Below are 24,677 nucleotides of genomic sequence, written 5' to 3'. Positions count from 1 at the left end.
CTGTGCATGGATCGAACAGCCCTCCCGGACAACAGAGCCCTCCTAGGAGTCCCTTTATGAAGACGATCGACGAACTTCTCGCCGAAGGCGTGGACGGCAAGCGGGTCTTCGTCCGCGCCGACCTCAATGTGCCGCTGGCCGACGGCCTCATCACCGACGACGGCCGTATCCGCGCCGTCCTGCCCACCATCAAGGCCCTCGCCGAAGCGGGCGCCAAGGTGGTCGTCGCCTCGCACCTGGGCCGCCCCAAGGGTGCCCCGGACCCGGCGTTCTCCCTGCTGCAGCCCGCCGAGCGACTCGGTGAACTGCTCGGCGCCCCCGTGGCGTTCGCCCAGGACACCGTCGGCCCCGCCGCCCACGACGCCGTGAACGGCCTCCAGCCCGGCCAGGTCGCCGTGATCGAGAACCTGCGCTTCAACCCGGGCGAGACGTCCAAGGACGACACCGAGCGCGGCGAGTTCGCGGACCAGCTCGCCGCCCTGGCCGACGTCTACGTAGGCGACGGTTTCGGTGCCGTGCACCGCAAGCACGCCTCCGTGTACGACCTCCCGGCGCGCCTTCCGCACTACGCGGGCTACCTCATCGCCACCGAGGTCAACGTCCTGAAGAAGCTCACCGAGGACGTCAAGCGCCCCTACGTCGTCGCGCTCGGCGGCGCCAAGGTCTCCGACAAGCTCGCCGTCATCGACCAGCTGCTCGGCAAGGCCGACCGTCTGCTCATCGGCGGCGGCATGGCGTACACCTTCCTCAAGGCCAAGGGGTACGAGGTCGGCATCTCCCTCCTGCAGGAGGACCAGGTTCCGGCCGTCAAGGAGTACATGGACCGCGCGGAGAAGAACGGCGTCGAGCTGGTCCTCCCCGTCGACGTGCTGGTGGCTCCGGAGTTCCCGGACCTGAAGACCAAGGCCCCGGCCAACCCCACCACCGTCGCCGCGGACGCCATCCCGGCCGACCAGGAGGGCCTGGACATCGGTCCGGAGACCCGCAAGCTGTACGCCTCGAAGCTCGCCGACGCGGCCACCGTCTTCTGGAACGGTCCGATGGGCGTCTTCGAGCACCCCGACTACGCCGAGGGCACCAAGGCGGTCGCCCAGGCCCTCGTCGAATCCCCGGCCTTCACGGTCGTCGGCGGTGGCGACTCCGCCGCGGCCGTCCGCATCCTGGGCTTCGACGAGAAGGCATTCGGTCACATCTCGACCGGTGGCGGCGCCTCCCTCGAGTACCTCGAGGGCAAGACGCTCCCCGGCCTCGCCGCACTGGAGGACTGACCCCGCATGACGACCCGTATGCCGCTGATGGCGGGCAACTGGAAGATGAACCTCAACCACCTCGAGGCCATCGCGCACGTCCAGAAGCTCGCCTTCGCCCTGGCCGACAAGGACTACGAGGCCTGTGAGGTCGCCGTCCTGCCGCCCTTCACCGACCTGCGCTCCGTGCAGACCCTGGTCGACGGCGACAAGCTCAAGATCAAGTACGGCGCTCAGGACCTCTCGGCGCATGACTCCGGTGCCTACACCGGCGAGATCTCGGGCCCGATGCTGTCCAAGCTGAAGTGCACGTACGTGGCGATCGGCCACTCCGAGCGCCGGCAGTACCACAACGAGACCGACGAGATCGTCAACGCCAAGATCAAGGCCGCCCTCAAGCACGGCCTGACCCCGATCCTGTGCGTCGGCGAGGAGCTGGACATCCGGGAGGCGGGCAACCACGTCGCGCACACGCTCTCCCAGGTCGACGGCGGTCTCAAGGACGTCCCGGCCGAGCAGGCCGAGTCGATCGTGATCGCGTACGAGCCGGTCTGGGCCATCGGCACCGGCAAGGTCTGCGGCGCCGACGACGCCCAGGAGGTCTGCGCGGCGATCCGCGCCCGGCTGGCCGAGCTGTACTCCCAGGAAGTGGCCGACCAGGTCCGCATCCAGTACGGCGGCTCCGTGAAGTCCGGCAATGTCGCGGAGATCATGGCGAAGCCCGACATCGACGGCGCCCTGGTCGGCGGTGCCTCTCTGGACGCCGACGAGTTCGTCAAGATCGTCCGCTTCCGCGACCAGTAAGTATGCGCTAGCGGCGATTCGTCGTACCCTTGCGGGGGTCGCGGCCTTCGGAGTGGGCTTGAGGTGCTCACCCAGTAGGCTTCGGCCCCCGTCGTCCATTCAGTTCCGAGGAAGTTGGTCCAGCCGTGGTTTTGGGGTTCTCGATCGCCCTGATCGTCTTCAGCCTGCTGCTGATGCTGCTGGTGCTGATGCACAAGGGGAAGGGCGGCGGTCTCTCCGACATGTTCGGTGGCGGCATGCAGTCGTCCGTCGGTGGCTCCTCGGTCGCCGAGCGCAACCTCGACCGCATCACCGTGGTGATCGGTCTGCTCTGGTTCGCGTCCATTGTCGTGCTCGGCATCCTGATGAAGGTCAACAACTGATCACCGACCGGCATCGGTACAGCAGCACAACTGCACATTACGCAAGCACAATCCGCACGTAAGGCCCCATGTCCGGTACGCGCCCCCAGGCGCGGCCTATCATGGGGCTTGCGTCTAGGGGCCGGGGTGTAACTCCAATCACTGGACGCGCGTTGGGCCTTACGTAGACTGAGGCGCTCGCAGCGAAGCGTCACGCCGACTCGCTTCGCGGCACCATCACGCAGGGAGTTACGACCGTGGCAAGTGGCAACGCGATCCGAGGAAGCCGGGTCGGGGCGGGGCCGATGGGCGAGGCCGAGCGCGGCGAGTCCGCGCCGCGGCTGCGCATCTCCTTCTGGTGCTCCAACGGGCACGAGACGGTGCCCAGCTTCGCCAGCGACGCGCAGGTTCCCGAGACCTGGGACTGCCCGCGCTGCGGCTTTCCCGCCGGACAGGACCAGGACAACCCGCCGGACCCGCCGCGCACCGAGCCGTACAAGACGCACCTCGCGTACGTACGGGAGCGGCGCAGCGACGCGGACGGCGAGGCCATCCTCGCCGAGGCGCTCGCCAAACTGCGGGGCGAAATCTAGGGGTTGAGAACCGGCCGGGCACCGAGGTGCCTGGCCGGACGTGTTTCGCACGCCGGGTCGCGCACGGGCGCCGCCGGGGCGGGCCCCCGTGCCGAGCCGGTCGCGGAGCGTCCGCGGCGTCGTCGCGAGTCGATTGTCAGTGGTGCCCTCTACCGTTCTTGAAGTGGCGGAACCAGAGGGGGCCTTGTGACGACGGTCGAGGCGGCGGGGGTGCGGGCACCGGCGTGGCGCGGGGGATTCGGGCGGCTGTGGAGCGCGGCGGTGGTCTCGCGCTTCGGGGACGCCCTGCGGACCGCCGCGCTGCCGCTGCTCGCCGTGCGGCTCACGGACGATCCGCTCGTCATCGCCTCCGTCACGGCCTGCGGCTACCTCCCCTGGCTCCTCTTCGGGCTGCTGGGCGGCGCGGTCGCGGACCGGGTGGACCAGCGGCGGGCGATGTGGGCCGTCGACACCGTACGCGGCGGGCTGGTGGCCTGCTTCGCCCTCGCCGTCGGGCTCGGCCATGCCACGATCGGCCTGCTGATCGCGCTCGCCTTCGCCCTGACCACCCTCCAGACGCTGTTCGACAACGCGTCCACGGCCCTGCTGCCCTCCCTGGTCGGCAAAGAGACCCTGGGCAGCGCCAATGCCAGACTGATGACCGGCCAGCAGCTCGCCGGCGGCTTCCTGGCCGGGCCCTTCGTGCCGCTGCTGCTCACCCTCGGGGCCGCCGCGCCGTTCGCGGCCGACGCGGTCACCTATCTGCTGGCCGCCGCCCTCGTGGCCTCCCTGCGGATCCGGGCGCCCGAGCGGGATCCCCGGCCCGCCGGGAGCACCCTGCGGGCGGAGGTGGCCGAGGGAGTGCGCACCCTGTGGCACGACAGGGTGCTGCGCGCGGTCTGCACGGCCACACTGCTGTGCAACATCGGCATGGGCGCCCTGATCGCCACGCTGGTCCTGCACGTGACCGGCTGGCTGCACGCGGGAAACGCGGGCTTCGCGGCCGCGATGACGGCCTTCTCGGCCGGATCCCTGGCCGGGGGAGTGCCGGCCCAGTGGATCGCGCGCCGGATCGGGCGGGTACGGAGCCTGCTCCTGTGCGGATGCGTCCAGACGGCAGCCCTGGTACTCCTCGGCACCGTCCGCCACCTGGGTGCACTCCTCGCGGGCATGGCACTGCTCGGACTGATGGGCATGGTGTGGAACGTCAACCAGGTCACGCTGATGCAGCAGCGCAGCCCGGCGGCCATGGTGGGCCGCGTCAGCGCCGCGTTCCGCACCGCCTCCACCTCCGGGGCCCCGGTCGGCGCCCTGCTCGGCGGCGCCGTTGCGGGTGCCTACGGGCTGAACGGACCCGCGCTGTTCGCGGCCGTCCTCTTCGGGCTCGCCGTCACCTCGCTGATACCCGCGCATCTGCCGGACGTATCTGTTGTTGAGCCGGACGACGGCGCCACGACAGCTCACGTCAAGCCCTGATCAATTAGGTTGGGACCGGCAGTGGGGCGAGGCAAGCAGCAGCACACGCAGGAAAGAAGGCGGAAGCCAGAGATGAACGCAGACAGCCGTGCCAGGCTCAACCAGACGCCCGAGTGGACCGCTCTGGCCAAGCACCGCGAGGAGCTCGCGGAGACCCATCTGCGGGACCTGTTCGCAACCGACCCCGGGCGCGGAACCGGGTACACCCTCCAGGTCGGCGATCTGCACGTCGACTACTCCAAGCACCTGGTCACCGACGAGACGGTGCGGCTGCTGCGCGAGCTGGCGGCGGCGACCGACGTCTTCGGGCTGCGCGACGCCATGTTCCGCGGCGAGAAGATCAACGTCACCGAGAACCGGGCCGTGCTCCACGTGGCGCTGCGTGCCCCGCGCGACGCGGTGATCGAGGTCGACGGGGAGAACGTCGTCCCGGCCGTGCACGCCGTGCTCGACAAGATGGCCGACTTCGCCGAGCGGGTCCGCTCCGGCGAGTGGACCGGCCACACCGGCCAGCGCATCAAGAACGTCGTGAACATCGGCATCGGCGGCTCCGACCTCGGCCCGGCGATGGCGTACGAGGTGCTGCGCTCCTTCACCGACCGCGACCTCACGGTCCGGTTCGTGTCGAACGTGGACGGCGCCGACCTGCACGAGGCCGTCCGCGACCTCGACCCGGCCGAGACGCTGTTCATCATCGCCTCGAAGACGTTCACCACCATCGAGACGATCACCAACGCGACCTCCGCGCGCAACTGGCTGCTGACCGAGCTGAAGGCCGATCAGGATGCCGTGGCCAAGCACTTCGTGGCGCTGTCGACCAACGCCGAGAAGGTCGCCGACTTCGGCATCGACACCGCCAACATGTTCGAGTTCTGGGACTGGGTCGGCGGACGGTACTCGTACGACTCCGCGATCGGTCTGTCCTTGATGATCGCGATCGGGCCGGACCGCTTCCGGGAGATGCTCGACGGGTTCCACCTCGTCGACGAGCACTTCCGCACCGCGCCCGCCGAGTCCAATGTGCCGCTGCTGATGGGCCTGTTGGGCATCTGGTACGGCAACTTCCACAACGCCCAGTCGCACGCCGTACTGCCGTACTCGCACTACCTGTCCAAGTTCACGGCCTATCTGCAGCAGCTGGACATGGAGTCCAACGGCAAGTCCGTGGAGCGCGACGGGCACGACGTGGAGTGGGAGACCGGCCCGGTCGTGTGGGGGACGCCCGGCACCAACGGGCAGCACGCCTACTACCAGCTCATCCACCAGGGCACGAAGCTGATCCCGGCGGACTTCATCGGTTTCGCCGAGCCGGTGGCCGATCTGCTGCCGGGCCTGGTCGCCCAGCACGACCTGCTGATGGCGAACTTCTTCGCGCAGACCCAGGCCCTCGCCTTCGGCAAGACGCCGGACGAGGTGCGCGCCGAGGGCGTGGCCGAGGAACTGGTCCCGCACAAGACGTTCAAGGGCAATCACCCGACGACGACGATCCTCGCGAGGGAGCTGTCGCCCTCGGTGCTCGGCCAGTTGGTCGCCCTCTACGAGCACAAGGTGTTCGTCCAGGGTGCGGTCTGGAACATCGACTCCTTCGACCAGTGGGGTGTCGAGCTCGGCAAGGTCCTCGCCAAGCGGGTCGAACCCGCACTGACCGAGGGTGCGGACGTGCCGGGCCTGGACGAGTCGACGAAGGCACTCGTCGCGAAGTACCGGGAGCTGCGCGGCCGGTAGGCGCCGACGCGCGTGGGTCACGGAAAGCGGGCGGTGGGAGTCCGCCCGCTTCCCGTAGACTCCCGGGCGATCATGCGGATGAAGGCTCGGGGGAGCGGAAGTTGACTGGTTCGCGAGGGAGTTGGACGGGCGGAACGCTGACGGCGAGGTCGTTTCTGAAGCCGAAGCGGGTCGCGGAGGCGGTGTTCCATCCGGCGTGGATCCCGGAGGCGGTCGATCCGGGGGTGGAGCGGCTCAAGCGGGTACGGGTCATCGCCGGGGCGGTCGCGGCGGTCGGTGTCTACACCTTCGTGCAAGGCGGGTTCGCCTTCACGGAAATGCTGCAGAACATGCTGACGGCGTCCGCCGTGCTGCTGTTCATCACGCCGTTGACCGTCGGGGTGATGCTCTTCGTCTGGCGGCGCACCGGGACGGTCCGGCAGCTGCGGGTACCGCTCGGCAACTCGTTCAAGCTGCTGCTGGCCTTCGTCGGGTCCATCGTCCTGACCGTGCTGATGTGGTGGCTCGCCGCCGGGGTCGGAGGGTTCGCCCTGGTGCTGGGGCTGGTGGCGATCTGGCTGACCGGGTTCGTCGGCTCGGGTGCGGTGAAGGTGTCCGGCAACTTCTTCGGTACGGCCGCGGTGCATCGGTGTCTGCCGCCGTTGCTCGCCACCGTGACGACGTGGCTGATGGCCCTTCCGGACCTCGCGACGGGAGATCTGCACGGGCTCAGTCTTGGGATGGGGTTCGTCTTCATTCTGGGGGCGCCGGTGACGGTCACGGGGATCGCCGCGCTGGAGATGTACCGGTTGCGGAGGCGGCACGGGATACGCCTGGGGGCGCATCCGGCCACACTGCCTCCGCCTGTCCCGTCGGCTCCGCCTGTCCCGCCGTACGGGTACCTGCCGCCGCAGGGCAACCCGTACGGGCCGGGTCCGGCGTACACGCACAACCAGGGCTACCCCTGTGCGCCGGGGCAGCGGAACCCGTACAACCAGGGACCGCAGAACTCCTACAACCAAGGACCGCGGAACCCGTACCACCAGCAGAACCCGCACCGGTTCTGACGGCGCTCGGGTCCCGGGCTCAGGCCACCGCGCTCAGGGTGTCCGCGAGCCGTCGTCGGGCGGCGCGGCCCGCGGGGAGCGCGGCGAGGGCGGCGGCGCCCAGGACCGCGGCCAGACCGAACAGGGACAGCAGAAGCGGGGACGGCCCCCGGGCGATACCGGCGCCGATCCCACTCGACTTCCCCTGGACGTCGATCAGCCAGTGCGCCAGAGGCAGCCCCAGCGCCGTACCCGCGAGGACCGCTGCCAGCGCGGTGCAGGCGGTGGCCGTGACGGTGACCGCCGTGATCTGCCGCGGGGACAGCCCGATGGCCTTGAGCGCCAGCAGATCCCGTTCGCCCTCGCGCACGGTGCCGCCGACCGTGGTCAGCAGCTCGATGAGCCCGATGAGGGCCAGTACGGCGATCAGTCCGACGACGACGCCGCGCAGCGGCGAGAGACCGTCGGCCGGGTTGGTCACGGCGTGCACGTCCAGGTGCCCGTGCCCGGCCGCGGTCAGCTCGGCGGCGACCCTGCCCGGGTCGGCGCCGGGGCGCAACTGGAGCTCGTAGAGGGTCGGGCGAAGCTCCGGGTCGTTCTCGCGCAGGGTGTCGAGCGAGGTGGAGATGACGCGGCCGCCGTTCTCCGGCTCGATGCTGCGGCCGACGATGTGCAGGATCTGCGGGCGCGCGCCGACGGTCATCCGCACCCAGTCCCCGACGCGCACGTCCAGCAGGTCGAGCAGCCCCTGACCGGCCACCGCCTCGTCGGGCCCGCTGGCCGGGCGGCCCTCGGCCAGCGAGAACGGATACGGATCCCGGTGCGTACCGAGCCCGCGCAGTGCGATCGTCGCCGTCTGGCCCGGAACCAGAGCGGCCACCTCGGCGCCCGGGTGTACGGCGGTGACCTGTGCGTTCCGGGCGAGCAGGGCGCGGGCTGCCGGATCGCCGAGGCCCTCGTCCGGGTGTGCCGTGAGCGCGGCCGCGAGGCCGATCCGCTCGGGTTCGCTGTGGAAGCGGTCGATGGTGGTCCAGGCGCTCAGCGCGACCACGATCAGCAGCAGTGGCAGGGCGAGCCGGGCGACCGTGGCCAGCGAGCGCGGTCGCCGCGGGAAGGCCTGGTGCCAGCCGAGCACGAGCGCGGGGGGCAGCCGCAGTCCGAGTGCCCGGCGGGCCACGCCCGACAGACGGCCGGCCGGGGGTGCCGCGGCCCGCAGCACCGGCACGGGGGGCACCCGGCCCGCCCGCCACGCGGCGATCCCGGTCGTCGCGCCGATGAAGAGCACCGCGGCCACCGGTACCGCCAACAGGGCCGCGGTGTGCCCGGGCAGTCCCTGCCAGACGCCCAGGGCGTCACCGAGGCGGCCGGGGATCCGGCTCCCCAGCGCCTGGGTGAGCGTGGCGGCGATCAGGGCGCCCAGCGACGCGTACGCCACGTGCTGGATCAGGAAGATGCGCACCACCTGGCCGGGCGTGAACCCGATCGCCTTCAGGATCGAGATGTCCCGCAGGTGGCCGCGGATACGGGTGCCGATCGCGCCGTACACGGCGAGCGCGGCGGCGAGGAGCGCCCCGAGGCCGAACAGGCCGAGCACCTGTCCCAGCAGCCGGTTGTCGCCCTGGGCCTCGGCGCGGGCCTGCTGCCAGTTCGACACCTGGGTGACCGCGCCGGAGCCGAGCGTCGTCACCGCGCGCTGCACGGCGTAGTCCGTGTCGCCGGGATCGGTCAGGCGCAGACCGATGATCTGGCCCGTACGTCCGTCCGCGCCCCGCACCGCGGAGGGCAGCGCCCAGACGACCCCCGACCGCTCGCCGGGGCGGTAGCGCGGCTCGGCGCTGTCGGTCACGCCCAGGACGGTCAGGGTGCGTGCGGTGCCGGGCACGGTGAGGGTGTCCCCGGGCTCGGCCCACAGCGCACGGGCGAGGCTTTCCTCCAGGACGACTCCGTCGGGCCGGCCCTGGTCGAGCCAGTGACCGGAGACGAGCAGCGGCCGACCGGTGGCCGGCGGCTCGACGGCGCCGCGCAGCTCGACGGAGGCACGGGTGCCGCGGGACTCGACGGTGACGGACGCGGTGCTGTACGGGCCCGCCACGGACTCGACGCCGTCCAGCCGGGCGAGCCGCCCGGCGTCGGCGGACGCGCCGGTGTGGATCCACACATGGGCGCCGTGCGACTGTGTGAAGACGCGCTGCCAGGGGTTCGTCGCGTATCCGAAGAGTGCCGCGGCGAGCAGCAGCGAGGTGACGATTCCCGCGGTGGCGAGCACGATGAACAGCGCCTCGCCCCGATGCGTGCGCAGATCGGCATGCGCCCAGCGCAGAGTGGCCCGCACGCCGCTCAGTCCCTCAGTTCCAGCACGCCGGATATCCCGGCGCCGCGTGACGGCGTGCCGTCGAGTTCCGCGTCGTCGGCGATGCGGCCGTCGAAGAAGCTGATCACGCGGTCCGCGGCGCTGGCGAGCCGGGCGTCGTGGGTGACGAGCACGATGGTCTGACCGCGCTGGTGGAAGCGGGACAGCAGCCGCATCACCTCGCGGGTGCCCTTGCTGTCCAGGCTGCCCGCGGGTTCGTCGGCCAGCAGGAGCGACGGATGGTTGACCAGCGCCCGGGCCAGGGCGACGCGCTGCTGTTCGCCGCCGGACAGCTCACCGGGCATGCTGCGTCCCTTGCCCGCCAGGCCCAGCTCGGACAGCAGTCGCTCGCGCTCGGCGCGCGCCTGCTTGGGGGAGACCCCGGCGAGCAGGGCGGGCAGCTCCACGTTGTCGGCGACCGACAGGTTGGAGACCAGGTTGAAGAACTGGAAGACGATGCCGATGCGCCGTCGCCGCTCCACCGCCCAGCGCGCCTCGCTGTACGCGTCGGTGCATTCGGCGTCCAGCCAGACGCTGCCGGAGTCGGGCCGCTGGAGGCCGCCGAGGAGATGCAGCAGCGTCGACTTGCCGGCACCGGACGGGCCGGTGACGGCGACGAACTCGCCCTGGCGCACGGCAAGATCCACTCCACGCACGGCATACGCCGGGGCGCCCTCGCCGTAGTGGGTCTTGACCAGGCCCTCGGCGCGCAGCAAGGGAGCCTGACCCTCGGCGCGCGGCACAGGAGCGGTGTGGCTCATTCCAGCTCCTCCAGTTCTTCCTGGCAGCGCTCCAGCCAGTCCAGATCGGCCTGCAGGTGCAGCATGGCGCCCTCGATCAGCAGCTGGGAGATGCGGTTGTCCCGGTCCTCGGCCGCGGCGAGCTTCGACAGGTTGCGCATGGTGTTCAGATACTGCCGCCGCTGCCTGTTGATCAGGGCGATCTGGTCGGCCAGGCCGGTCGTGGGGGCGAGTGCGAGTTTCATGAAGAACTCGTCCCGTACCCGGGGCTCGTCCGCCGTCTCCTGGTACCAGGCCTGCAGCGCCTCGCGCCCGGTGTCGGTGAGGTGGTAGATCTTCTTGTTGGGGCGGCTCGACTGCTCGACTTCCTCGCCCTCGATCAGTCCCGTCTTCTCGAGGCGGCCGAGCGTGACGTAGATCTGGCCGACGTTGGGCTGAGGGTACGCGGAGCCCAGCAGTTGCTCAAGGTCCTGCTTGAGCTCGTACCCGTGGGCCGGGCCTCGCGCCAGCAGGGCCAGGAGGGGCAGCCGCACCCGTGCTCTCCTCCCCGCATCCTTGTCGTGTGCCGCAGACCGATGTCATACCGATGTCAGGCCGTTGCCCGGTCGACGCGGCCGGAGGGCCAATGTGTCGCAGGCCCTAGTATCGCCCATACCTAACAGGTATACATGGCCACTGACGCCGGGCGAAGGTGCCCGACGCCGGTGTACAGGGAGGAACCTATGCGGTGGATACGTGCCGCCGGTAGGGGCCTCCTGGTCGCGGCGGTGGTCCTGACCGGTTACGTCACCTCCGGCACCCCCGCCGACGGCGCGCACGGCGGCGGTCGCGGCCCGCTCACCCTGGCGACCGCGGGGGACCTCACCGGCTATCTGGGGCCACTGCTCGAAGGGTGGAACCGTACCCATCCCGGCGAGCGGGTCACCCTCGTCGAACTCCCGGACTCCGCCGACGAGACGCACGCGCAGATGACGACCGACCTGCGCGGCGGTGGCAGAAGCCGCTTCGACGTCCTCAACATCGACGTCGCCTGGACCTCGGAGTTCGCCGCCGCGGGCTGGATCTCCCCGCTGGACCGCGGCCGCTTCCCGCTCCGCAGCTTCCTGCCGCCGGTCGTGGACACGGCGACGTACGACGGAAGGCTGTACGCGGTCCCCTACGTCACCAACGCGGGACTCCTCCTGTACCGCAAGGACGTCCTCGCCAAGGAGGGCGTCGCGCCGCCGCGGACCTGGGCCGAGCTGGAGCGACAGGCGAGGACCATCGCCCCGAAGTACGGACTCGACGGCTACGCCGGCCAGTTCCTGCCCTACGAGGGCCTCACCGTGAACGCGGCGGAGGCGGTCTACTCGGCGGGCGGCACGATCCTCGGCGACGAGGGCGAGCGCGTCACCGTGAACTCCGAGGCGGCCCGCGAGGGCATCGGGTTCCTCGCCGACGGCGTGCGCGACGGCTGGATTGCCAAGAAGGCGCTGACGTACAAGGAAGAGGAGTCCAAACAGGCCTTCCAGGACGGCCACCTCCTCTTTCTGCGCAACTGGCCCTACGCCTACGTCGGTGCTTCCGGCAAGGGATCGGCGGTCGCCGGGAAGGTCGGCGCGGTCCCCCTGCCCGGACCCGACGGCCCGGGCACGAGCGTGCTGGGCGGCTCCAACCTGGCCGTCAACACACATGCGCGGCACCCCGATTCGGCCGCGCGCCTGATCGCTTACCTCACGACCGAGCGGGCGCAGCGCCAGGTCCTCACCAAGGGTGCGCTGCCGCCCGTACGGGCGGCGCTGTACCAGGACCCGGAGCTGATCCGGGCGTTCCCCTATCTGCCCACGCTGCGCGCCAGCATCCTCGCGGCCGCCCCACGCCCCAAGAGCCCGCGCTACGACCAGGTCAGCCTGGTCGTTCAGGCCGTGGTCCACGATGCGATGACGGGGCACGAGACGCCGTCCGCGGCGGTACGGCGGCTGGCGCGCGAGCTGGCGGCCATCTCGAGCCGCTAGCACCCCGGCGGTGCCTTGTCGGCACTCTGCTAGTTACTTGTTAGGTAACGGGAGCATCCCATCTCTGGATTTCGTGTCCGAAAAGTCTGCATATAACGGACCAACTCCCCGGTCGATGCCGGGTTGATGCTGCTTACTCGTTGACACCCGTGCGACACACCTACTTAACATGCATGCATAACCACAGGCACGCACAGACAGGTCCAACGGGTGACCCTCAACACGCACCGCTGGTGGCGCGACGCAGTGATCTACCAGGTGTACGTCCGCAGCTTCCTGGACAGCACCGGTGACGGCATCGGCGATCTCGCCGGGGTTCGCGCGGGCATGCCGTACCTCAAGAAGCTCGGTGTCGACGGCATCTGGCTGAGCCCCTTCTACCCCTCGCCGCAGCACGACCACGGCTACGACGTCGCCGACTACTGCGACGTGGACCCGCTCTTCGGCGACCTCGCCGAGTTCGACCTGCTGATGACCGACGCCCGACGCCTCGGCATCAAGGTGCTCCTGGACATCGTCCCCAACCACTGCTCCAGTGAGCACCCGTGGTTCCGTGCCGCGCTCGCGGCGGAGCCGGGCAGCGCGGCCCGCGCCCGCTTCCACTTCGCCGACGGACGCGGCCCGGACGGCGCCGAGCCGCCCAACAACTGGCACGCCATGTTCGGCGGACCGGCCTGGTCCCGCGTCACCGAGGCGGACGGCAACCCCGGCCAGTGGTACCTGCACATGTTCACCTCCGAGCAACCCGACCTGAACTGGCGCAACCCCGAGGTCGGCGCGCACTTCGACCACGTGCTGCGGTTCTGGCTCGACCGGGGCGTCGACGGCTTCCGCATCGACGTCGCCGCCGGCCTCTTCAAGCACCCCGACCTGCCGGACTCGCCCGACCCGGAGGCCGACGCCCGCACCCGCGACTCGGTCAACCCGCTCGCCTGGAACCGGCCCGAGGTGCACGACGTGTGGCGCCACTGGCGGTCCGTCTGCGAGGAGTACACCGGGCGCGACGGCCGCGACCGGCTGCTGGTCGGCGAGGTCTCGGTACCGACGGCCCGCGAACACGCCCAGTACGTACGCCCCGACGAGCTCCACCAGGCCTTCTTCTTCGACCTGCTCAGCGCGCCCTGGAACGCCGACGCCTTCCGCAAGGTCATCTCCGAGGCCATGCAGGACATCGCCGGCACCGGATCGACGGTCACCTGGGTCCTCAACAACCACGACCAGGTCCGCACCGTCACCCGCTACGGCGAGCTCGGCACCGAGGGCAGCGGCCTCGGCACGGCCCGTGCCCGCGCCGCCGCACTGCTGATGCTGGCGCTGCCCGGAGCCGCGTACATCTACCAGGGCGAGGAGCTCGGGCTGCCCGAGGTCGTCGACCTGCCCGACGACGTGCTGACCGACCCGATCTTCCGCCGCACGGGCAGCCGCGCCCGTATCCGCGACGGCTGCCGGGTTCCGCTGCCCTGGTCCGGACACGCCTCGCCGTTCGGCTTCACCTCGGGCGCGGAGAGCGCCAAGCCGTGGCTGCCGCAGCCCGCCTACTTCGCCGAGTACGCCACCGACCGCGCGCTCGCCGACACCCGCTCCTTCTGGCACCTGTACCGCGACGGGCTCCAGCTGCGCGCCGGACTTCCGCAGCTGGGCGAGGGCGCGCTGCGCTGGCTGCAGGCGCCGCCCGGCGTCCTCGCCTTCGTCCGCGGCGACGGCCTGGTGTGCGCCGTCAACTTCGGTACGGCCCCCACACCCGCGCCGGTCTCCGGCACCCCCTTGCTGTCCAGCGGCCCCTGTCCGGCCGGCGTGCTGCCCGGCTCGACGGCGGCCTGGTGGATCAGCGACTGCACGAATCCCTGACCGTCCCCTCCTCCGCTCTCCGTTCCTCTGGTTTCCGTCAATTCCCCTGCCCTGAAAGGGACATCAACGATGATGCGACGACGTACGACCCTGCTCGCTAGCTGCACCGCCCTCGCCCTGGCCCTCGGCGCCACCGCCTGCGGAGGCGGGCCCGTGGCCGCCGGAGGCGGCGGTAAGTCGCTGAACGGCCAGACGATCACCGTGGCCGGTGTCTGGTCCGGCAGCGAGCAGAAGAACTTCCAGAAGGTCCTGGACGCCTTCACCGCGAAGACGGGCGCCAAGACCCAGTTCGTCTCCACCGGCGACAACGTCTCCACGGTCGTCGGCAGCAAGATCGAGGGCGGCAACGCCCCCGACGTGGTGATGGTCCCGCAGGTCGGCGTCCTCCAGCAGTTCGCGAAGGAGGGCTGGCTCAAGCCGCTCTCCAAGACCACCGAACAGTCCGTCGACACCAATTACGCGAGCGTCTGGAAGAAGTACGGCAGCGTCGGCGACACCCTGTACGGCCTGTACTTCAAGGCCGCCCACAAGTCGACCGTCTGGTACAGCCCCGACGCGCTCGCCCAGGCGGGTGTCAAGCCGCCGACCACGTACGACGCCATGCTGAAGGCCGGACACACCGTCTCCGACTCGGGCCTCGCCGCCTTCTCCGTCGCCGGACAGGACGGCTGGACCCTCACCGACTGGTTCGAGAACATCTACCTCTCCCAGGCGGGACCGGAGAAGTACGACGCCCTGGCCGCCCACCGGCTGAAGTGGACCGACCCGACCGTGGTCGAGGCGCTCACCACCCTCGGCAAGCTCTTCAAGGACAAGCAACTGATGGCCGGCGGCCAGAAGGGGGCCCTGAACACGGACTTCCCCGGCTCCGTCGAGAAGGTCTTCGGGCCCAAGCCCGAGGCGGGCATGGTCTACGAGGGCGACTTCGTCGCCGGGGTCGCCAAGGACCAGTTCGGCAAGAAGATCGGCCAGGACGCGAACTTCTTCCCCTTCCCCGCGGTCGACGGCGGCAAGGCGCCCGTGGTCAGCGGCGGCGACGCGGCCGTGGTCCTCAAGGACGGCAAGAACCAGAAGGCCGCCATGACGTTCCTGGAGTACCTGGCGACCCCCGAAGCGGCCGCCGTCTGGGCCGGGGCGGGCGGCTTCCTCTCCCCGAACAAGAAGCTCGACCTCGCCTCCTACAGCGACGACGTCGCCCGCGAGACCGCCAAGTCCCTGGTCGCCGCCGGGGATTCGGTCCGCTTCGACATGTCCGACCAGGCCCCCGCCGCGTTCGGCGGCACCAAGGGCGCCGGCGAGTGGAAGATCCTCCAGGACTTCCTCCGTGACCCCTCGGACCCGAAGGCGACCGCGGCCGACCTGGAGAAGGCCGCGGCCAAGGCGTACCAGGGCTGATCGTCATGACCGCCACCCTCGTGAAAGAGGCGAAGCCTCCGGCCGTCGGCATGGCCGACCACAGACGGCGCGCCAGGCGCCGTGGCCGGATCATCGCCCTGGTCTTCGTCCTCCCCGCCCTGCTCCTGCTCGGCGCGCTCGTCGTCTACCCCGTGGTCTTCTCCGTGGGGCGCAGCTTCTTCGACGCCTCCGGCAGCCGGTTCGTGGGCGGCGACAACTACACCGAGATGTTCCGCGACCCGGCCACGCTCAAGGCCGTACGCAACAGCGCCATCTGGGTCGTCGTCGCGCCGACGCTGCTCACCGGGCTCGGCCTGGTGCTCGCGGTCCTGGTCGAGAAGATCCGCTGGGCCACCGCGTTCAAGCTGCTGCTGTTCATGCCCATGGCGGTCTCCTTCCTGGCCGCCGGCATCATCTTCCGGCTCGCATACGACGAGGACCCCGACAAGGGTGTCCTGAACGCCGCCGTGGTCGGCGTCCACGACGCGTTCGAGGGAACCTCGTCCTATCCGACCGCCCGCGCCCGCGACGGCCGAGGCCTCACCAAGGGCGCCGACGGCTCGTACCGTACGACCGCCTCCGCCTCGCCCGGCCACACGGTCGGCCTCGGCCTCGTCGGCGTCCTCCCCAAGGACCTGCCGAAGGACGCGAAGCCCGCCTACGCGGCCGCAGGGCAGAAGGCGGCCCGGGACGAGCTGCGCGGTGTCGTCTACCTGGACTTCACACCCGGCGGGGGAGGGAAACAGGGCCAGGTCGACCGCGGGGAGAGCGGACTGCCCGAGATGAAGGTCGAGGCGGCGCGCGACGGGGAGACGGTCGCGAGCACGACCACCGCGGCCGACGGCTCCTTCCGCTTCTCGGGGCTGGACCCCGGTTCGTACACCGTGCGGCTGCCCGCGTCGAATTTCAGCCCGCCGTACGAGGGCGTGTCCTGGCTCGGTCCGGCGCTGGTCACCCCCGCCATCATCGGCGCCTACCTGTGGATCTGGACCGGCTTCGCCATGGTGCTGATCGGCGCCGGACTCGCCGCCCTGCCGCGCGACGCGCTGGAGGCGGCCCGGATGGACGGCGCCAACGAGTGGCAGATCTTCCGCCGGATCACCGTGCCGCTGCTGGCACCCGTGCTCACCGTGGTCTTCGTCACGCTCGTGATCAACGTGATGAAGGTCTTCGACCTCGTCTACATCATCGCGCCAGGCCCCGTGCAGGAGGACGCCACCGTGCTCGCCACCCAGATGTGGCTGGTGTCCTTCGGCGGCGGCAACAACCAGGGCCTGGGCAGCGCACTCGGTGTGCTCCTCCTGCTCCTGGTCGTTCCCGCCATGGTCTTCAACGTCCGCCGCTTCCGAAGGAGTCAACGATGAACGCGCTCAGGCGGGGGCTCGGCAACGGCCTGGTGCAGGCGTTCCTGGTGATCGTCGGCCTGGTCTGGGTCACCCCGCTCGCAGGGCTCTTCCTCTCCTCGATGCGCTCGGCGCAGGACACCGCCGAGGGAGGCTGGTGGACGGTGCTGACCAGACCCGGTCAGCTCTCCTTCGACAACTACTCCGCGCTCCTGGGCAATGCGGGGATGACGCGGGCGTTCTGGAACACCGTGCTGATCTCCGTGCCGGCCACCGTCCTCGTCGTGGTGATCGCGGCGCTCGCCGGATACGCCTTCGCGTGGCTGGAGTTCCCCTTCCGGGACACGATCTTCCTTGTCGTGGTGGCGTTGTTGGTGGTGCCGGTCCAGATCGGGCTGCTGCCGGTCGCCAAACTCTTCGGTGCGCTGGGGCTGTTCGGCACGATTCCCGGAGTGGTGCTCTTCCACGTCTCCTACGGGCTGCCGTTCGCCATCTTCCTGCTGCGCAACTACTTCGCGGAGATGCCGAAGGAGATGCTGGAGGCCGCCCGGATGGACGGAGGCAGCGAGTGGCGCATCTTCACCCGGCTGGTGCTGCCGGTCGGACGTCCGGCCCTCGCGAGCCTGGCCATCTTCCAGTTCCTGTGGGTGTGGAACGACATGCTGGTCGCCCTGCTGTTCGCCGACAGTTCCTCGCAGCCACTGACGGTCGAACTCCAGTCCCAGATACGGCAGTTCGGCAGCAACATCGATGTCCTGGCGCCGGGGGCGTTCCTATCGCTGATCGTTCCGGTGATGGTGTTCTTCGCGTTCCAGCGGCACTTTGTGCAAGGGGTGATGGCCGGGTCGGTGAAGTGAGGGACTGCGCCCGCAGACCCCCGCCAAAAGACTGCGCAGTCCTTTGGCGGGGGCTCCGTCTCTCGGGCTCAGGCCGAAGCCGGCGGGTACAGCGAGCGCGGCAGCTGGGAGGCCGCCGCCGCGTCCAGGAGCCACAGGGTGCGGGAGCGCCCGTGGGCGCCGGCCGCCGGGGCCTGCACCTCGCCCGCGCCCGACAGGGCGATCGCCGCGGCCTGCGCCTTGTCCTCGCCGGCCGCCAGCAACCAGACCTCACGGGCGGAACGGATCGCGGGCAGGGTGAGCGTGACCCGGGTCGGCGGGGGCTTGGGAGCGCCGTGCACGCCCACCACCGTCCGCTCCGTCTCACGGACCGCGGGCAGCTCCGGGAAGAGCGAGGCCACGTGGGTGTCCGGGCCGACGCCCAGCATCAGGACGTCGAACGAGGGCACGAAACCGTGGTTCTCGGGGCCCGCTGCCTTCGCGAGCTCGGCCGCGTACGCCTCCGCCGCCGCGTCCACGTCGGTACCGTAGGGACCGTCGGACGCGGGCATCGGATGCACGCGCGCGGGGTCCACCGGCACCGAGTCCAGCAGTGCCGCACGGGCCTGGGTGTCGTTGCGGTCCGGATCGCCCTGGGGCAGGAACCGCTCGTCACCCCACCACAGGTCGATACGGCCCCAGTCGATGGCGTCCCGGGCGGGCGCGGCCGCGAGCGCCGCGAGGAGCCCATTGCCGTTGCGCCCGCCGGTGAGGACCACCGAGGCGTAGCCGCGCGAGGCCTGCGCGTCCACGACCTTGGTGATCAGCCGGGCCGCGGCGGCCTGGGCCATCAGCTCCTTGTCGCGGTGCACGACGAGCTGCGGAGTGTTCACTCGGAGGCCGCCTTCTTCGCGGGGGCCTTCGCGGCGGCTTTCGCGGGGGCCTTCTTCGCGGGCGCCTTGGCGGCGGCGGTCCTGACGGTCGCCTTCGCCGTGGCCGGCTCCTCCTCGACGGCCTCGGCCGTCGCCCCGTTCAGCCGGTCCACCCCGTACCGCAGCGCCGACGCGTAGGTGTCGTCCGGGTCGAGCCGGCGCAGCTCCTCCGCGATCAGCTCCGAGGTGTCGCGGCGCTTGAGCGCCACCGCACGGTCGGGCTGGCCGTCGATGGAGAGGGTCGCCAGGGTGCCGTCGCCGCGGTGCAGGGCGATCGGGCCGCAGCTCGTTTCCATGCGGACGGCGGTGAGGCCGGGGCCGGAGGACTTGGACCGCTTGACGGGAACGTCCAGCCGGTCCGCGAGCCACATGGCGAGCAGCTCCACGCTCGGGTTGAACTCCTCGCCCTCCACCTCGACCGCTTTCACGTCACAGACGACCTGGTCGAGGGCGGCGGCCAGCATCGAGCGCCAGGGCGTGATGCGGGTCCAGGAGAGGTCGGTGTCCCCGGGGGTGTAGGCGTCGGCACGCGCGTTGAGCTCGCGTACGGGCGCCTCGGCGGCGTAGGTGTCGGTGACACGGCGCTGGGCCAGCTTTCCGAGCGGGTCGTTGGCCGGGTCGAGCGGCGCGCTCACCGGCCACCAGACGACGACCGGCGCGTCCGGCAGCAGCAGCGGCAGGACGACCGAGTCGGCGTGGTCGGCGACCTCCCCGTACAGCCGCAGCACGACCGTCTCGCCGGTGCCCGCGTCCGCGCCGACCCGCACCTCGGCGTCGAGGCGCGACGTCGTGCGGTCGCGGGGCGAGCGGGAGACGCGCTTGATGACCACGAGGGTGCGCGAGGGGTGCTCGCGGGACGCCTCGTTGGCGGCCTTCAGGGCGTCGTAGGCGTTCTCCTCGTCGGTGACGATGACGAGGGTGAGCACCATGCCGACGGCGGGGGTGCCGATGGCGCGGCGGCCCCGCACCAGCGCCTTGTTGATCTTGCTGGCCGTGGTGTCCGTGAGGTCTATCTTCATGGGCGACGCCAGCTCCGTCCGTCTCGCTCGAGCATTTCGTCGGCCTCGACGGGGCCCCACGTGCCCGCGGGGTACTGTGCGGGCTTGCCGTGCTTGTCCCAGTACTGCTCGATCGGGTCGAGGATCTTCCAGGACAGCTCGACCTCCTCCGTGCGCGGGAAGAGGTTCGAGTCGCCCAGCAGGACGTCCAGGATCAGGCGCTCGTACGCCTCCGGGCTCGACTCCGTGAAGGACTCGCCGTAGGCGAAGTCCATGGAGACGTCCCGGATCTCCATGGAGGTGCCGGGCACCTTGGAGCCGAAGCGGACCGTGATGCCTTCGTCGGGCTGGACGCGGATGACGATCGCGTTCTGGCCCAGTTCCTCCGTCGCCGTGTGGTCGAAGGGGGAGTGCGGGGCGCGCTGGAAGACCACCGCGATCTCGGTGACACGGCGGCCCAGGCGCTTGCCGGTGCGCAGGTAGAAGGGGACGCCCGCCCAGCGGCGGTTGTCGACCTCGACCTTGATCGCGGCGTAGGTGTCGGTCTTCGACTTCGGGTCGATGCCGTCTTCCTGGAGGTAGCCGACGGCCTTCTCGCCGCCCTGCCAGCCGGCCGCGTACTGGCCGCGGACGGTGTCGCGACCCAGGTCCCGGGGGATCCGGACCGCGCCGAGGACCTTGGTCTTCTCGGCGGCGAGGGCGTCCGCGTCGAAGGAGGCGGGCTCCTCCATCGCGGTCAGGGCCATCAACTGCAGGAGGTGGTTCTGGATCACGTCCCGGGCGGCGCCGATGCCGTCGTAGTAACCGGCCCGGCCGCCGATGCCGATGTCCTCGGCCATGGTGATCTGCACGTGGTCCACGAAGGACCGGTTCCAGATCGGCTCGAACATCGTGTTGGCGAAGCGGAGCGCCAGGATGTTCTGGACGGTCTCCTTGCCGAGGTAGTGGTCGATGCGGAAGACCTGGTCCGAGGCGAAGACCTCGTGCACGATCGCGTTGAGTTCCTCGGCCGACTTCAGGTCGTGGCCGAAGGGCTTCTCGATGACCGCGCGCCGCCAGGAGCCCTTCGACTGGTCGGCCAGATGATGCTTCTTCAGCTGCTGGATGACCACCGGGAAGGCGGACGGCGGCACGGAGAGGTAGAAGGCGAAGTTCCCGCCCGTGCCCTGTGCCTTGTCCAGCTCGTCGATCGTGGCGCGCAGCCGCTCGAACGCGTCGTCGTCGTCGAAGGTGCCCTGGACGAAGCGCATCCCCTGGATGAGCTGCTGCCAGACCTCCTCGCGGAACTCCGTACGGGCGTGTTCCTTGACGGCGTCGTGGACCTCCTGGGCGAAGTCCTCGTTCTTCCACTCGCGGCGGGCGAAGCCGACGAGCGAGAAGCCCGGCGGCAGCAGCCCGCGGTTGGCGAGGTCGTACACGGCGGGCATCAGCTTTTTACGTGACAAATCGCCCGTGACGCCGAAGATGACCAGGCCCGACGGCCCCGCGATACGCGGGAGCCGTCGGTCTGCGGGGTCACGCAGCGGATTGCTGCTTGACAAGGTTTCAGCCCTCCGAAGGGGCGAGGCGCTTGAGCTCCACCTCTGTGGACTTGAGCAGGTCGTTCCAGGACGCCGCGAACTTCTCGACGCCCTCGTCCTCCAGAAGCTGGACCACGTCGTCGTACGAGATCCCGAGCTTCTCGACCGCATCGAGCTCGGCACGCGACTGCTCGTACGTACCGGCGATGGTGTTGCCGGTGATGTCGCCGTGGTCCTCGGTGGCATGCAGGGTGGCCTCCGGCATGGTGTTCACCGTGTTCGGCGCCACCAGCTCGTCGACATACAGGGTGTCCTTGTACGCCGGGTCCTTGACGCCGGTCGACGCCCACAGCGGGCGCTGCTTGTTGGCCTGCGCCTTGTCGAGGGCGGCCCAGCGGTCGGAGGAGAAGACCTCCTCGTACGCCTCGTAGGCGAGCCGGGCGTTGGCGAGAGCCGCCTTGCCGCGGGCGGCCTTGGCCTCGGGGGTGCCCAGGGCGTCGAGCCGCTTGTCGATCTCGGTGTCCACGCGGGACACGAAGAAGGACGCCACCGAGTGGATCTTGGAGAGGTCCAGGCCCGCGGCCTTCGCCTTCTCCAGACCCGCCAGATAGGCGTCCATGACCTCGCGGTAGCGCTCCAGCGAGAAGATCAGCGTGACGTTGACGCTGATGCCCCGGCCGATGACCTCGGTGATCGCGGGCAGGCCCGCCTTGGTCGCCGGGATCTTGATGAGCGTGTTCGGGCGGTCCACCAGCCAGGCCAGCTGCTTGGCCTCGGCGATGGTCGCGCCGGTGTTGTGGGCGAGGCGCGGGTCGACCTCGATGGAGACCCGGCCGTCCTGGCCCTGCGTCGCGTCGAAGACCGGGCGCAGGATGTCGGCGGCGTCACGGACGTCCGCCGTCGTGATCATGCGGATGGCCTCGTCGACGGTGACCTTGCGGGCGGCGAGATCGGCGAGCTGCTGCTCGTAGCCGTCGCCGCTGCTGATCGCCTTCTGGAAGATCGACGGGTTGGTGGTGACGCCCACGACGTGCTGCTGGTCGATCAGTTCGGCGAGATTGCCGGACGTGATCCGCTTGCGCGACAGGTCGTCCAGCCAGATCGCGACGCCTTCCTCGGAGAGGCGCTTCAGTGCGTCTGTCATGGAAATTGCATCTCCTACGTGTCGTATATCAGCGTCAGCGCTGGGCTGCGGCGATCGATTCCCGGGCGGCGTCCGCGACGTTCTCGGCAGTGAAGCCGAATTCACGGAAGAGGACCTTGCCGTCGGCCGAAGCACCGAAGTGCTCCAGCGAAACAATGCGTCCCGCGTCCCCGACGAACCGGTGCCAGGTCAGACCGATACCGGCCTCGATCGAGACGCGCGCCTTCACTGACGGCGGCAGGACGCTGTCCCGGTACCCCTGGTCCTGCTCCTCGAACCACTCCACGCACGGCATGGACACGACCCGCGTCGGGACGCCCGCGGCCTGGAGCTGCTCGCGCGCCTCCACCGCCACGTGCACCTCGGAACCGGTGGCGATGAGGATGACCTCCGGCTCGCCACCCTCGGCCTCGAAGCGGACGTAACCGCCCTTGACCGTGTTCTCGTCGGCCTCGTACGTCGGCACGCCCTGACGGGTCAGCGCGAGGCCGTGCGGGGCGCCCTTGCCGAAGACCTTCGTGTAGCGCTTGAGGATCTCGCGCCAGGCGATCGCGGTCTCGTTGGCGTCCGCGGGACGGACGACGTTGAGGCCGGGGATGGCGCGCAGCGAGGCCAGGTGCTCGACCGGCTGGTGGGTCGGGCCGTCCTCACCGAGACCGATGGAGTCGTGCGTCCACACGTACGTCACCGGCAGGTGCATCAGAGCGGACAGACGCACGGCGTTGCGCATGTAGTCGGAGAACACCAGGAAGGTGCCGCCGTAGACACGGGTGTTGCCGTGCAGCGTGATGCCGTTCATCTCCGCGGCCATGGAGTGCTCGCGGATGCCGAAGTGGATCGTGCGGCCGTACGGGTTCGCGCCCGGCAGCGGGTTGTCGGCCGGCAGGAACGAGGAGTTCGGGTCGATCGTCGTGTTGTTCGAGCCGGCGAGGTCGGCGGAGCCGCCCCACAGCTCGGGGATGACCGCACCGAGAGCCTGCAGCACCTTGCCGGACGCGGCACGGGTGGCGACACCCTTGCCCGCCTCGAACGCCGGGAGCTTCTCCTCCCAGCCGGCCGGCAGCTCGCACGCGGCGATCCGGTCGAACTCGGCGGCACGCTCGGGCTGAGCGGTGCGCCACTCCTGGAAGCCCTTCTCCCACTCGGCCTTCGCCTCACGGCCGCGGTCGAGAGCCTGGCGGGTGTGCGCGAGGACCTCGTCCGCGACCTCGAAGGACTTCTCCGGGTCGAAGCCGAGGACGCGCTTGGTGGCCGCGACCTCGTCCTCGCCGAGCGCCGAGCCGTGCGCGGCCTCGGTGTTCTGCGCGTGCGGGGCGGGCCAGGCGATGATCGAGCGCATCGCGATGAACGACGGCTTGTCCGTCACCTTCTTCGCGGCCTCGATCGCGTTGTAGATGGCGTGCGGGTCGATGTCGCCGTCCGGCTTCGGCGCGACGCGCTGCACGTGCCAGCCGTACGCCTCGTACCGCTTGACGGTGTCCTCGGAGACCGCCGTCTCGGTGTCGCCCTCGATCGAGATGTGGTTGTCGTCCCACAGCAGGACGAGGTTGCCGAGCTTCTGGTGACCGGCCAGGGACGACGCCTCGTGCGAGATGCCCTCCTGGAGGCAGCCGTCACCGGCGATCGCGTAGATGAAGTGGTCGAAGGGGGACTCGCCCTGCGCCGTGTCCGGGTCGAACAGACCGCGCTCGTAGCGGGCGGCCATCGCCATGCCCACCGCGTTGGCGACACCCTGCCCGAGCGGGCCGGTCGTGGTCTCCACACCCGGGGTGTGCCCGTACTCGGGGTGGCCCGGGGTGCGGGAGCCCCACGTCCGGAAGGACTCCAGATCGTCCAGCTCCAGGCCGAACCCGGCCAGGTAGAGCTGCGTGTAGAGGGTCAGGGACGAGTGGCCCGCGGACAGCACGAAGCGGTCACGTCCGGTCCAGTCGGGGTCCGCCGGGTCGTGCCGCATCACCTTCTGAAAGAGGGTGTACGCGGCAGGCGCCAGACTCATGGCCGTACCGGGATGGCCGTTTCCGACCTTCTGTACGGCATCGGCGGCCAGGACGCGGGCGGTGTCGACGGCCCGCTGGTCCAACTCGGTCCACTCGAGGTCTGTGGTGGTCGGCTTGGTGCTCACCCTGGGTCAGGGCTCCTCTCCACATGTCACGCATGTCGAATGCCGGTGCACTGGGCGCCCACCGGCCGTTGTCGAGCCTACCCCCGTAGGTACGTGCGTTTTTTCGAGTCATTCCAGACTGCCGGGACTCTCCGGGATCCGCCTCCCGACTGGTCCGTTCCATGTTCGGCAACTGAATACGGAGCCGCTCGTAAGAGTGCTCAATCGAGCTCCGTCGCGCCCGTCGTGCACCCCTTCTTCCCGCCCTGGTGCGGCCGCTCCCAACACGACCCCACCCCCGCGAAGG

At 70.2% G+C, this 24,677-nt stretch carries 20 protein-coding genes; 12 read left to right on the top strand and 8 right to left on the bottom strand.

Annotation, left to right across the window (positions count from 1 at the left end; all coding sequences use genetic code 11):
* Positions 1 to 56 precede the first annotated feature (56 nt).
* From AAFF41_RS13945 to AAFF41_RS13915, 7 genes are all read left to right on the top strand, one after another.
* Positions 57 to 1,268: a phosphoglycerate kinase gene (locus AAFF41_RS13945; RefSeq protein ID WP_054235923.1), complete on the top strand. Its 1,212-nt coding sequence runs from the start codon at positions 57 to 59 to the stop codon at positions 1,266 to 1,268.
* A 6-nt stretch (positions 1,269 to 1,274) separates the two neighbouring features.
* Complete coding sequence (gene tpiA, locus AAFF41_RS13940) at positions 1,275 to 2,051, top strand: triose-phosphate isomerase (protein ID WP_319748221.1); 777 nt, start codon at positions 1,275 to 1,277, stop codon at positions 2,049 to 2,051.
* A 125-nt stretch (positions 2,052 to 2,176) separates the two neighbouring features.
* Positions 2,177 to 2,413, top strand: a complete 237-nt coding sequence (gene secG, locus AAFF41_RS13935) for a preprotein translocase subunit SecG (RefSeq protein ID WP_006373292.1) — start codon at positions 2,177 to 2,179, stop codon at positions 2,411 to 2,413.
* Between the two features lie 236 nt (positions 2,414 to 2,649).
* The gene (locus AAFF41_RS13930; protein ID WP_075026247.1) at positions 2,650 to 2,985 is read left to right on the top strand and encodes an RNA polymerase-binding protein RbpA; all 336 of its coding nucleotides are present in this window, start codon (positions 2,650 to 2,652) and stop codon (positions 2,983 to 2,985) included.
* A 186-nt stretch (positions 2,986 to 3,171) separates the two neighbouring features.
* Complete coding sequence (locus tag AAFF41_RS13925; protein ID WP_319748220.1) at positions 3,172 to 4,440, top strand: MFS transporter; 1,269 nt, start codon at positions 3,172 to 3,174, stop codon at positions 4,438 to 4,440.
* Between the two features lie 72 nt (positions 4,441 to 4,512).
* The gene (gene pgi, locus AAFF41_RS13920; protein ID WP_319748219.1) at positions 4,513 to 6,165 is read left to right on the top strand and encodes a glucose-6-phosphate isomerase; all 1,653 of its coding nucleotides are present in this window, start codon (positions 4,513 to 4,515) and stop codon (positions 6,163 to 6,165) included.
* Positions 6,166 to 6,266: 101 nt separating this feature from the next.
* A complete protein-coding gene (locus tag AAFF41_RS13915) occupies positions 6,267 to 7,211 on the top strand; it encodes a hypothetical protein (RefSeq protein ID WP_319748218.1) in 945 nt (314 codons plus the stop codon).
* Positions 7,212 to 7,230: 19 nt separating this feature from the next.
* Here AAFF41_RS13915 and AAFF41_RS13910 read toward each other — a convergent pair whose 3' ends face one another.
* Genes AAFF41_RS13910 through AAFF41_RS13900 form a run of 3 tightly spaced genes read right to left on the bottom strand, consistent with a single transcriptional unit; the run spans position 7,231 to position 10,813 of the window.
* Positions 7,231 to 9,522: an FtsX-like permease family protein gene (locus AAFF41_RS13910; protein ID WP_319748217.1), complete on the bottom strand. Its 2,292-nt coding sequence runs from the start codon at positions 9,520 to 9,522 to the stop codon at positions 7,231 to 7,233.
* 5 nt (positions 9,523 to 9,527) lie between these two features.
* Positions 9,528 to 10,301 carry an ABC transporter ATP-binding protein gene (locus tag AAFF41_RS13905; RefSeq protein ID WP_097284200.1) on the bottom strand — a complete coding sequence of 258 codons (774 nt, stop codon included), beginning with the start codon at positions 10,299 to 10,301 and terminating at the stop codon, positions 9,528 to 9,530.
* Entirely contained in the window at positions 10,298 to 10,813 is a 516-nt protein-coding gene (locus AAFF41_RS13900) for a PadR family transcriptional regulator (RefSeq protein WP_060898347.1), read from the bottom strand. The genes AAFF41_RS13905 and AAFF41_RS13900 overlap by 4 nt, the downstream gene beginning before the upstream one ends.
* A gap of 189 nt (positions 10,814 to 11,002) precedes the next feature.
* Here AAFF41_RS13900 and AAFF41_RS13895 point away from each other — a divergent pair, with 189 nt between their 5' ends.
* From AAFF41_RS13895 to AAFF41_RS13875, 5 genes are all read left to right on the top strand, one after another.
* Entirely contained in the window at positions 11,003 to 12,274 is a 1,272-nt protein-coding gene (locus AAFF41_RS13895; RefSeq protein WP_319748216.1) for an ABC transporter substrate-binding protein, read from the top strand.
* Between the two features lie 210 nt (positions 12,275 to 12,484).
* Positions 12,485 to 14,122 carry a glycoside hydrolase family 13 protein gene (locus tag AAFF41_RS13890; protein ID WP_343324018.1) on the top strand — a complete coding sequence of 546 codons (1,638 nt, stop codon included), beginning with the start codon at positions 12,485 to 12,487 and terminating at the stop codon, positions 14,120 to 14,122.
* Between the two features lie 69 nt (positions 14,123 to 14,191).
* Positions 14,192 to 15,517 (top strand): ABC transporter substrate-binding protein, encoded by a 1,326-nt coding sequence (locus AAFF41_RS13885; RefSeq protein ID WP_319748214.1) that lies wholly within the window; start codon positions 14,192 to 14,194, stop codon positions 15,515 to 15,517.
* 5 nt (positions 15,518 to 15,522) lie between these two features.
* Positions 15,523 to 16,881: an ABC transporter permease gene (locus tag AAFF41_RS13880; protein ID WP_319748213.1), complete on the top strand. Its 1,359-nt coding sequence runs from the start codon at positions 15,523 to 15,525 to the stop codon at positions 16,879 to 16,881.
* Positions 16,878 to 17,717 (top strand): carbohydrate ABC transporter permease, encoded by an 840-nt coding sequence (locus AAFF41_RS13875; protein ID WP_060898342.1) that lies wholly within the window; start codon positions 16,878 to 16,880, stop codon positions 17,715 to 17,717. Before AAFF41_RS13880 ends, AAFF41_RS13875 begins: the two co-directional genes overlap by 4 nt.
* A 68-nt stretch (positions 17,718 to 17,785) precedes the next feature.
* Here the strand turns inward: AAFF41_RS13875 and pgl are convergent, their stop codons facing one another.
* From pgl to tkt, 5 genes are read right to left on the bottom strand one after another with little or no spacing between them, the layout of a single operon-like run.
* Complete coding sequence (gene pgl, locus AAFF41_RS13870; protein WP_319748212.1) at positions 17,786 to 18,568, bottom strand: 6-phosphogluconolactonase; 783 nt, start codon at positions 18,566 to 18,568, stop codon at positions 17,786 to 17,788.
* On the bottom strand, positions 18,565 to 19,626 hold the full coding sequence (gene opcA, locus AAFF41_RS13865) for a glucose-6-phosphate dehydrogenase assembly protein OpcA (protein WP_343324017.1): 1,062 nt from the start codon (positions 19,624 to 19,626) through the stop codon (positions 18,565 to 18,567). Before opcA ends, pgl begins: the two co-directional genes overlap by 4 nt.
* Positions 19,623 to 21,146 carry a glucose-6-phosphate dehydrogenase gene (zwf, locus tag AAFF41_RS13860; protein ID WP_319748210.1) on the bottom strand — a complete coding sequence of 508 codons (1,524 nt, stop codon included), beginning with the start codon at positions 21,144 to 21,146 and terminating at the stop codon, positions 19,623 to 19,625. Before zwf ends, opcA begins: the two co-directional genes overlap by 4 nt.
* Before the next feature lie 4 nt (positions 21,147 to 21,150).
* Positions 21,151 to 22,269: a transaldolase gene (tal, locus tag AAFF41_RS13855; protein WP_319748209.1), complete on the bottom strand. Its 1,119-nt coding sequence runs from the start codon at positions 22,267 to 22,269 to the stop codon at positions 21,151 to 21,153.
* 34 nt (positions 22,270 to 22,303) lie between these two features.
* Positions 22,304 to 24,391: a transketolase gene (tkt, locus tag AAFF41_RS13850; RefSeq protein ID WP_319748208.1), complete on the bottom strand. Its 2,088-nt coding sequence runs from the start codon at positions 24,389 to 24,391 to the stop codon at positions 22,304 to 22,306.
* Positions 24,392 to 24,677 lie beyond the last annotated feature (286 nt).

The organism is Streptomyces mirabilis (assembly GCF_039503195.1).
GTDB classification, from domain to species: domain Bacteria; phylum Actinomycetota; class Actinomycetes; order Streptomycetales; family Streptomycetaceae; genus Streptomyces; species Streptomyces mirabilis_D.
Note: the sequence above shows the minus strand (reverse complement) of the source record. Positions and strands in the feature narration are given on the sequence as shown.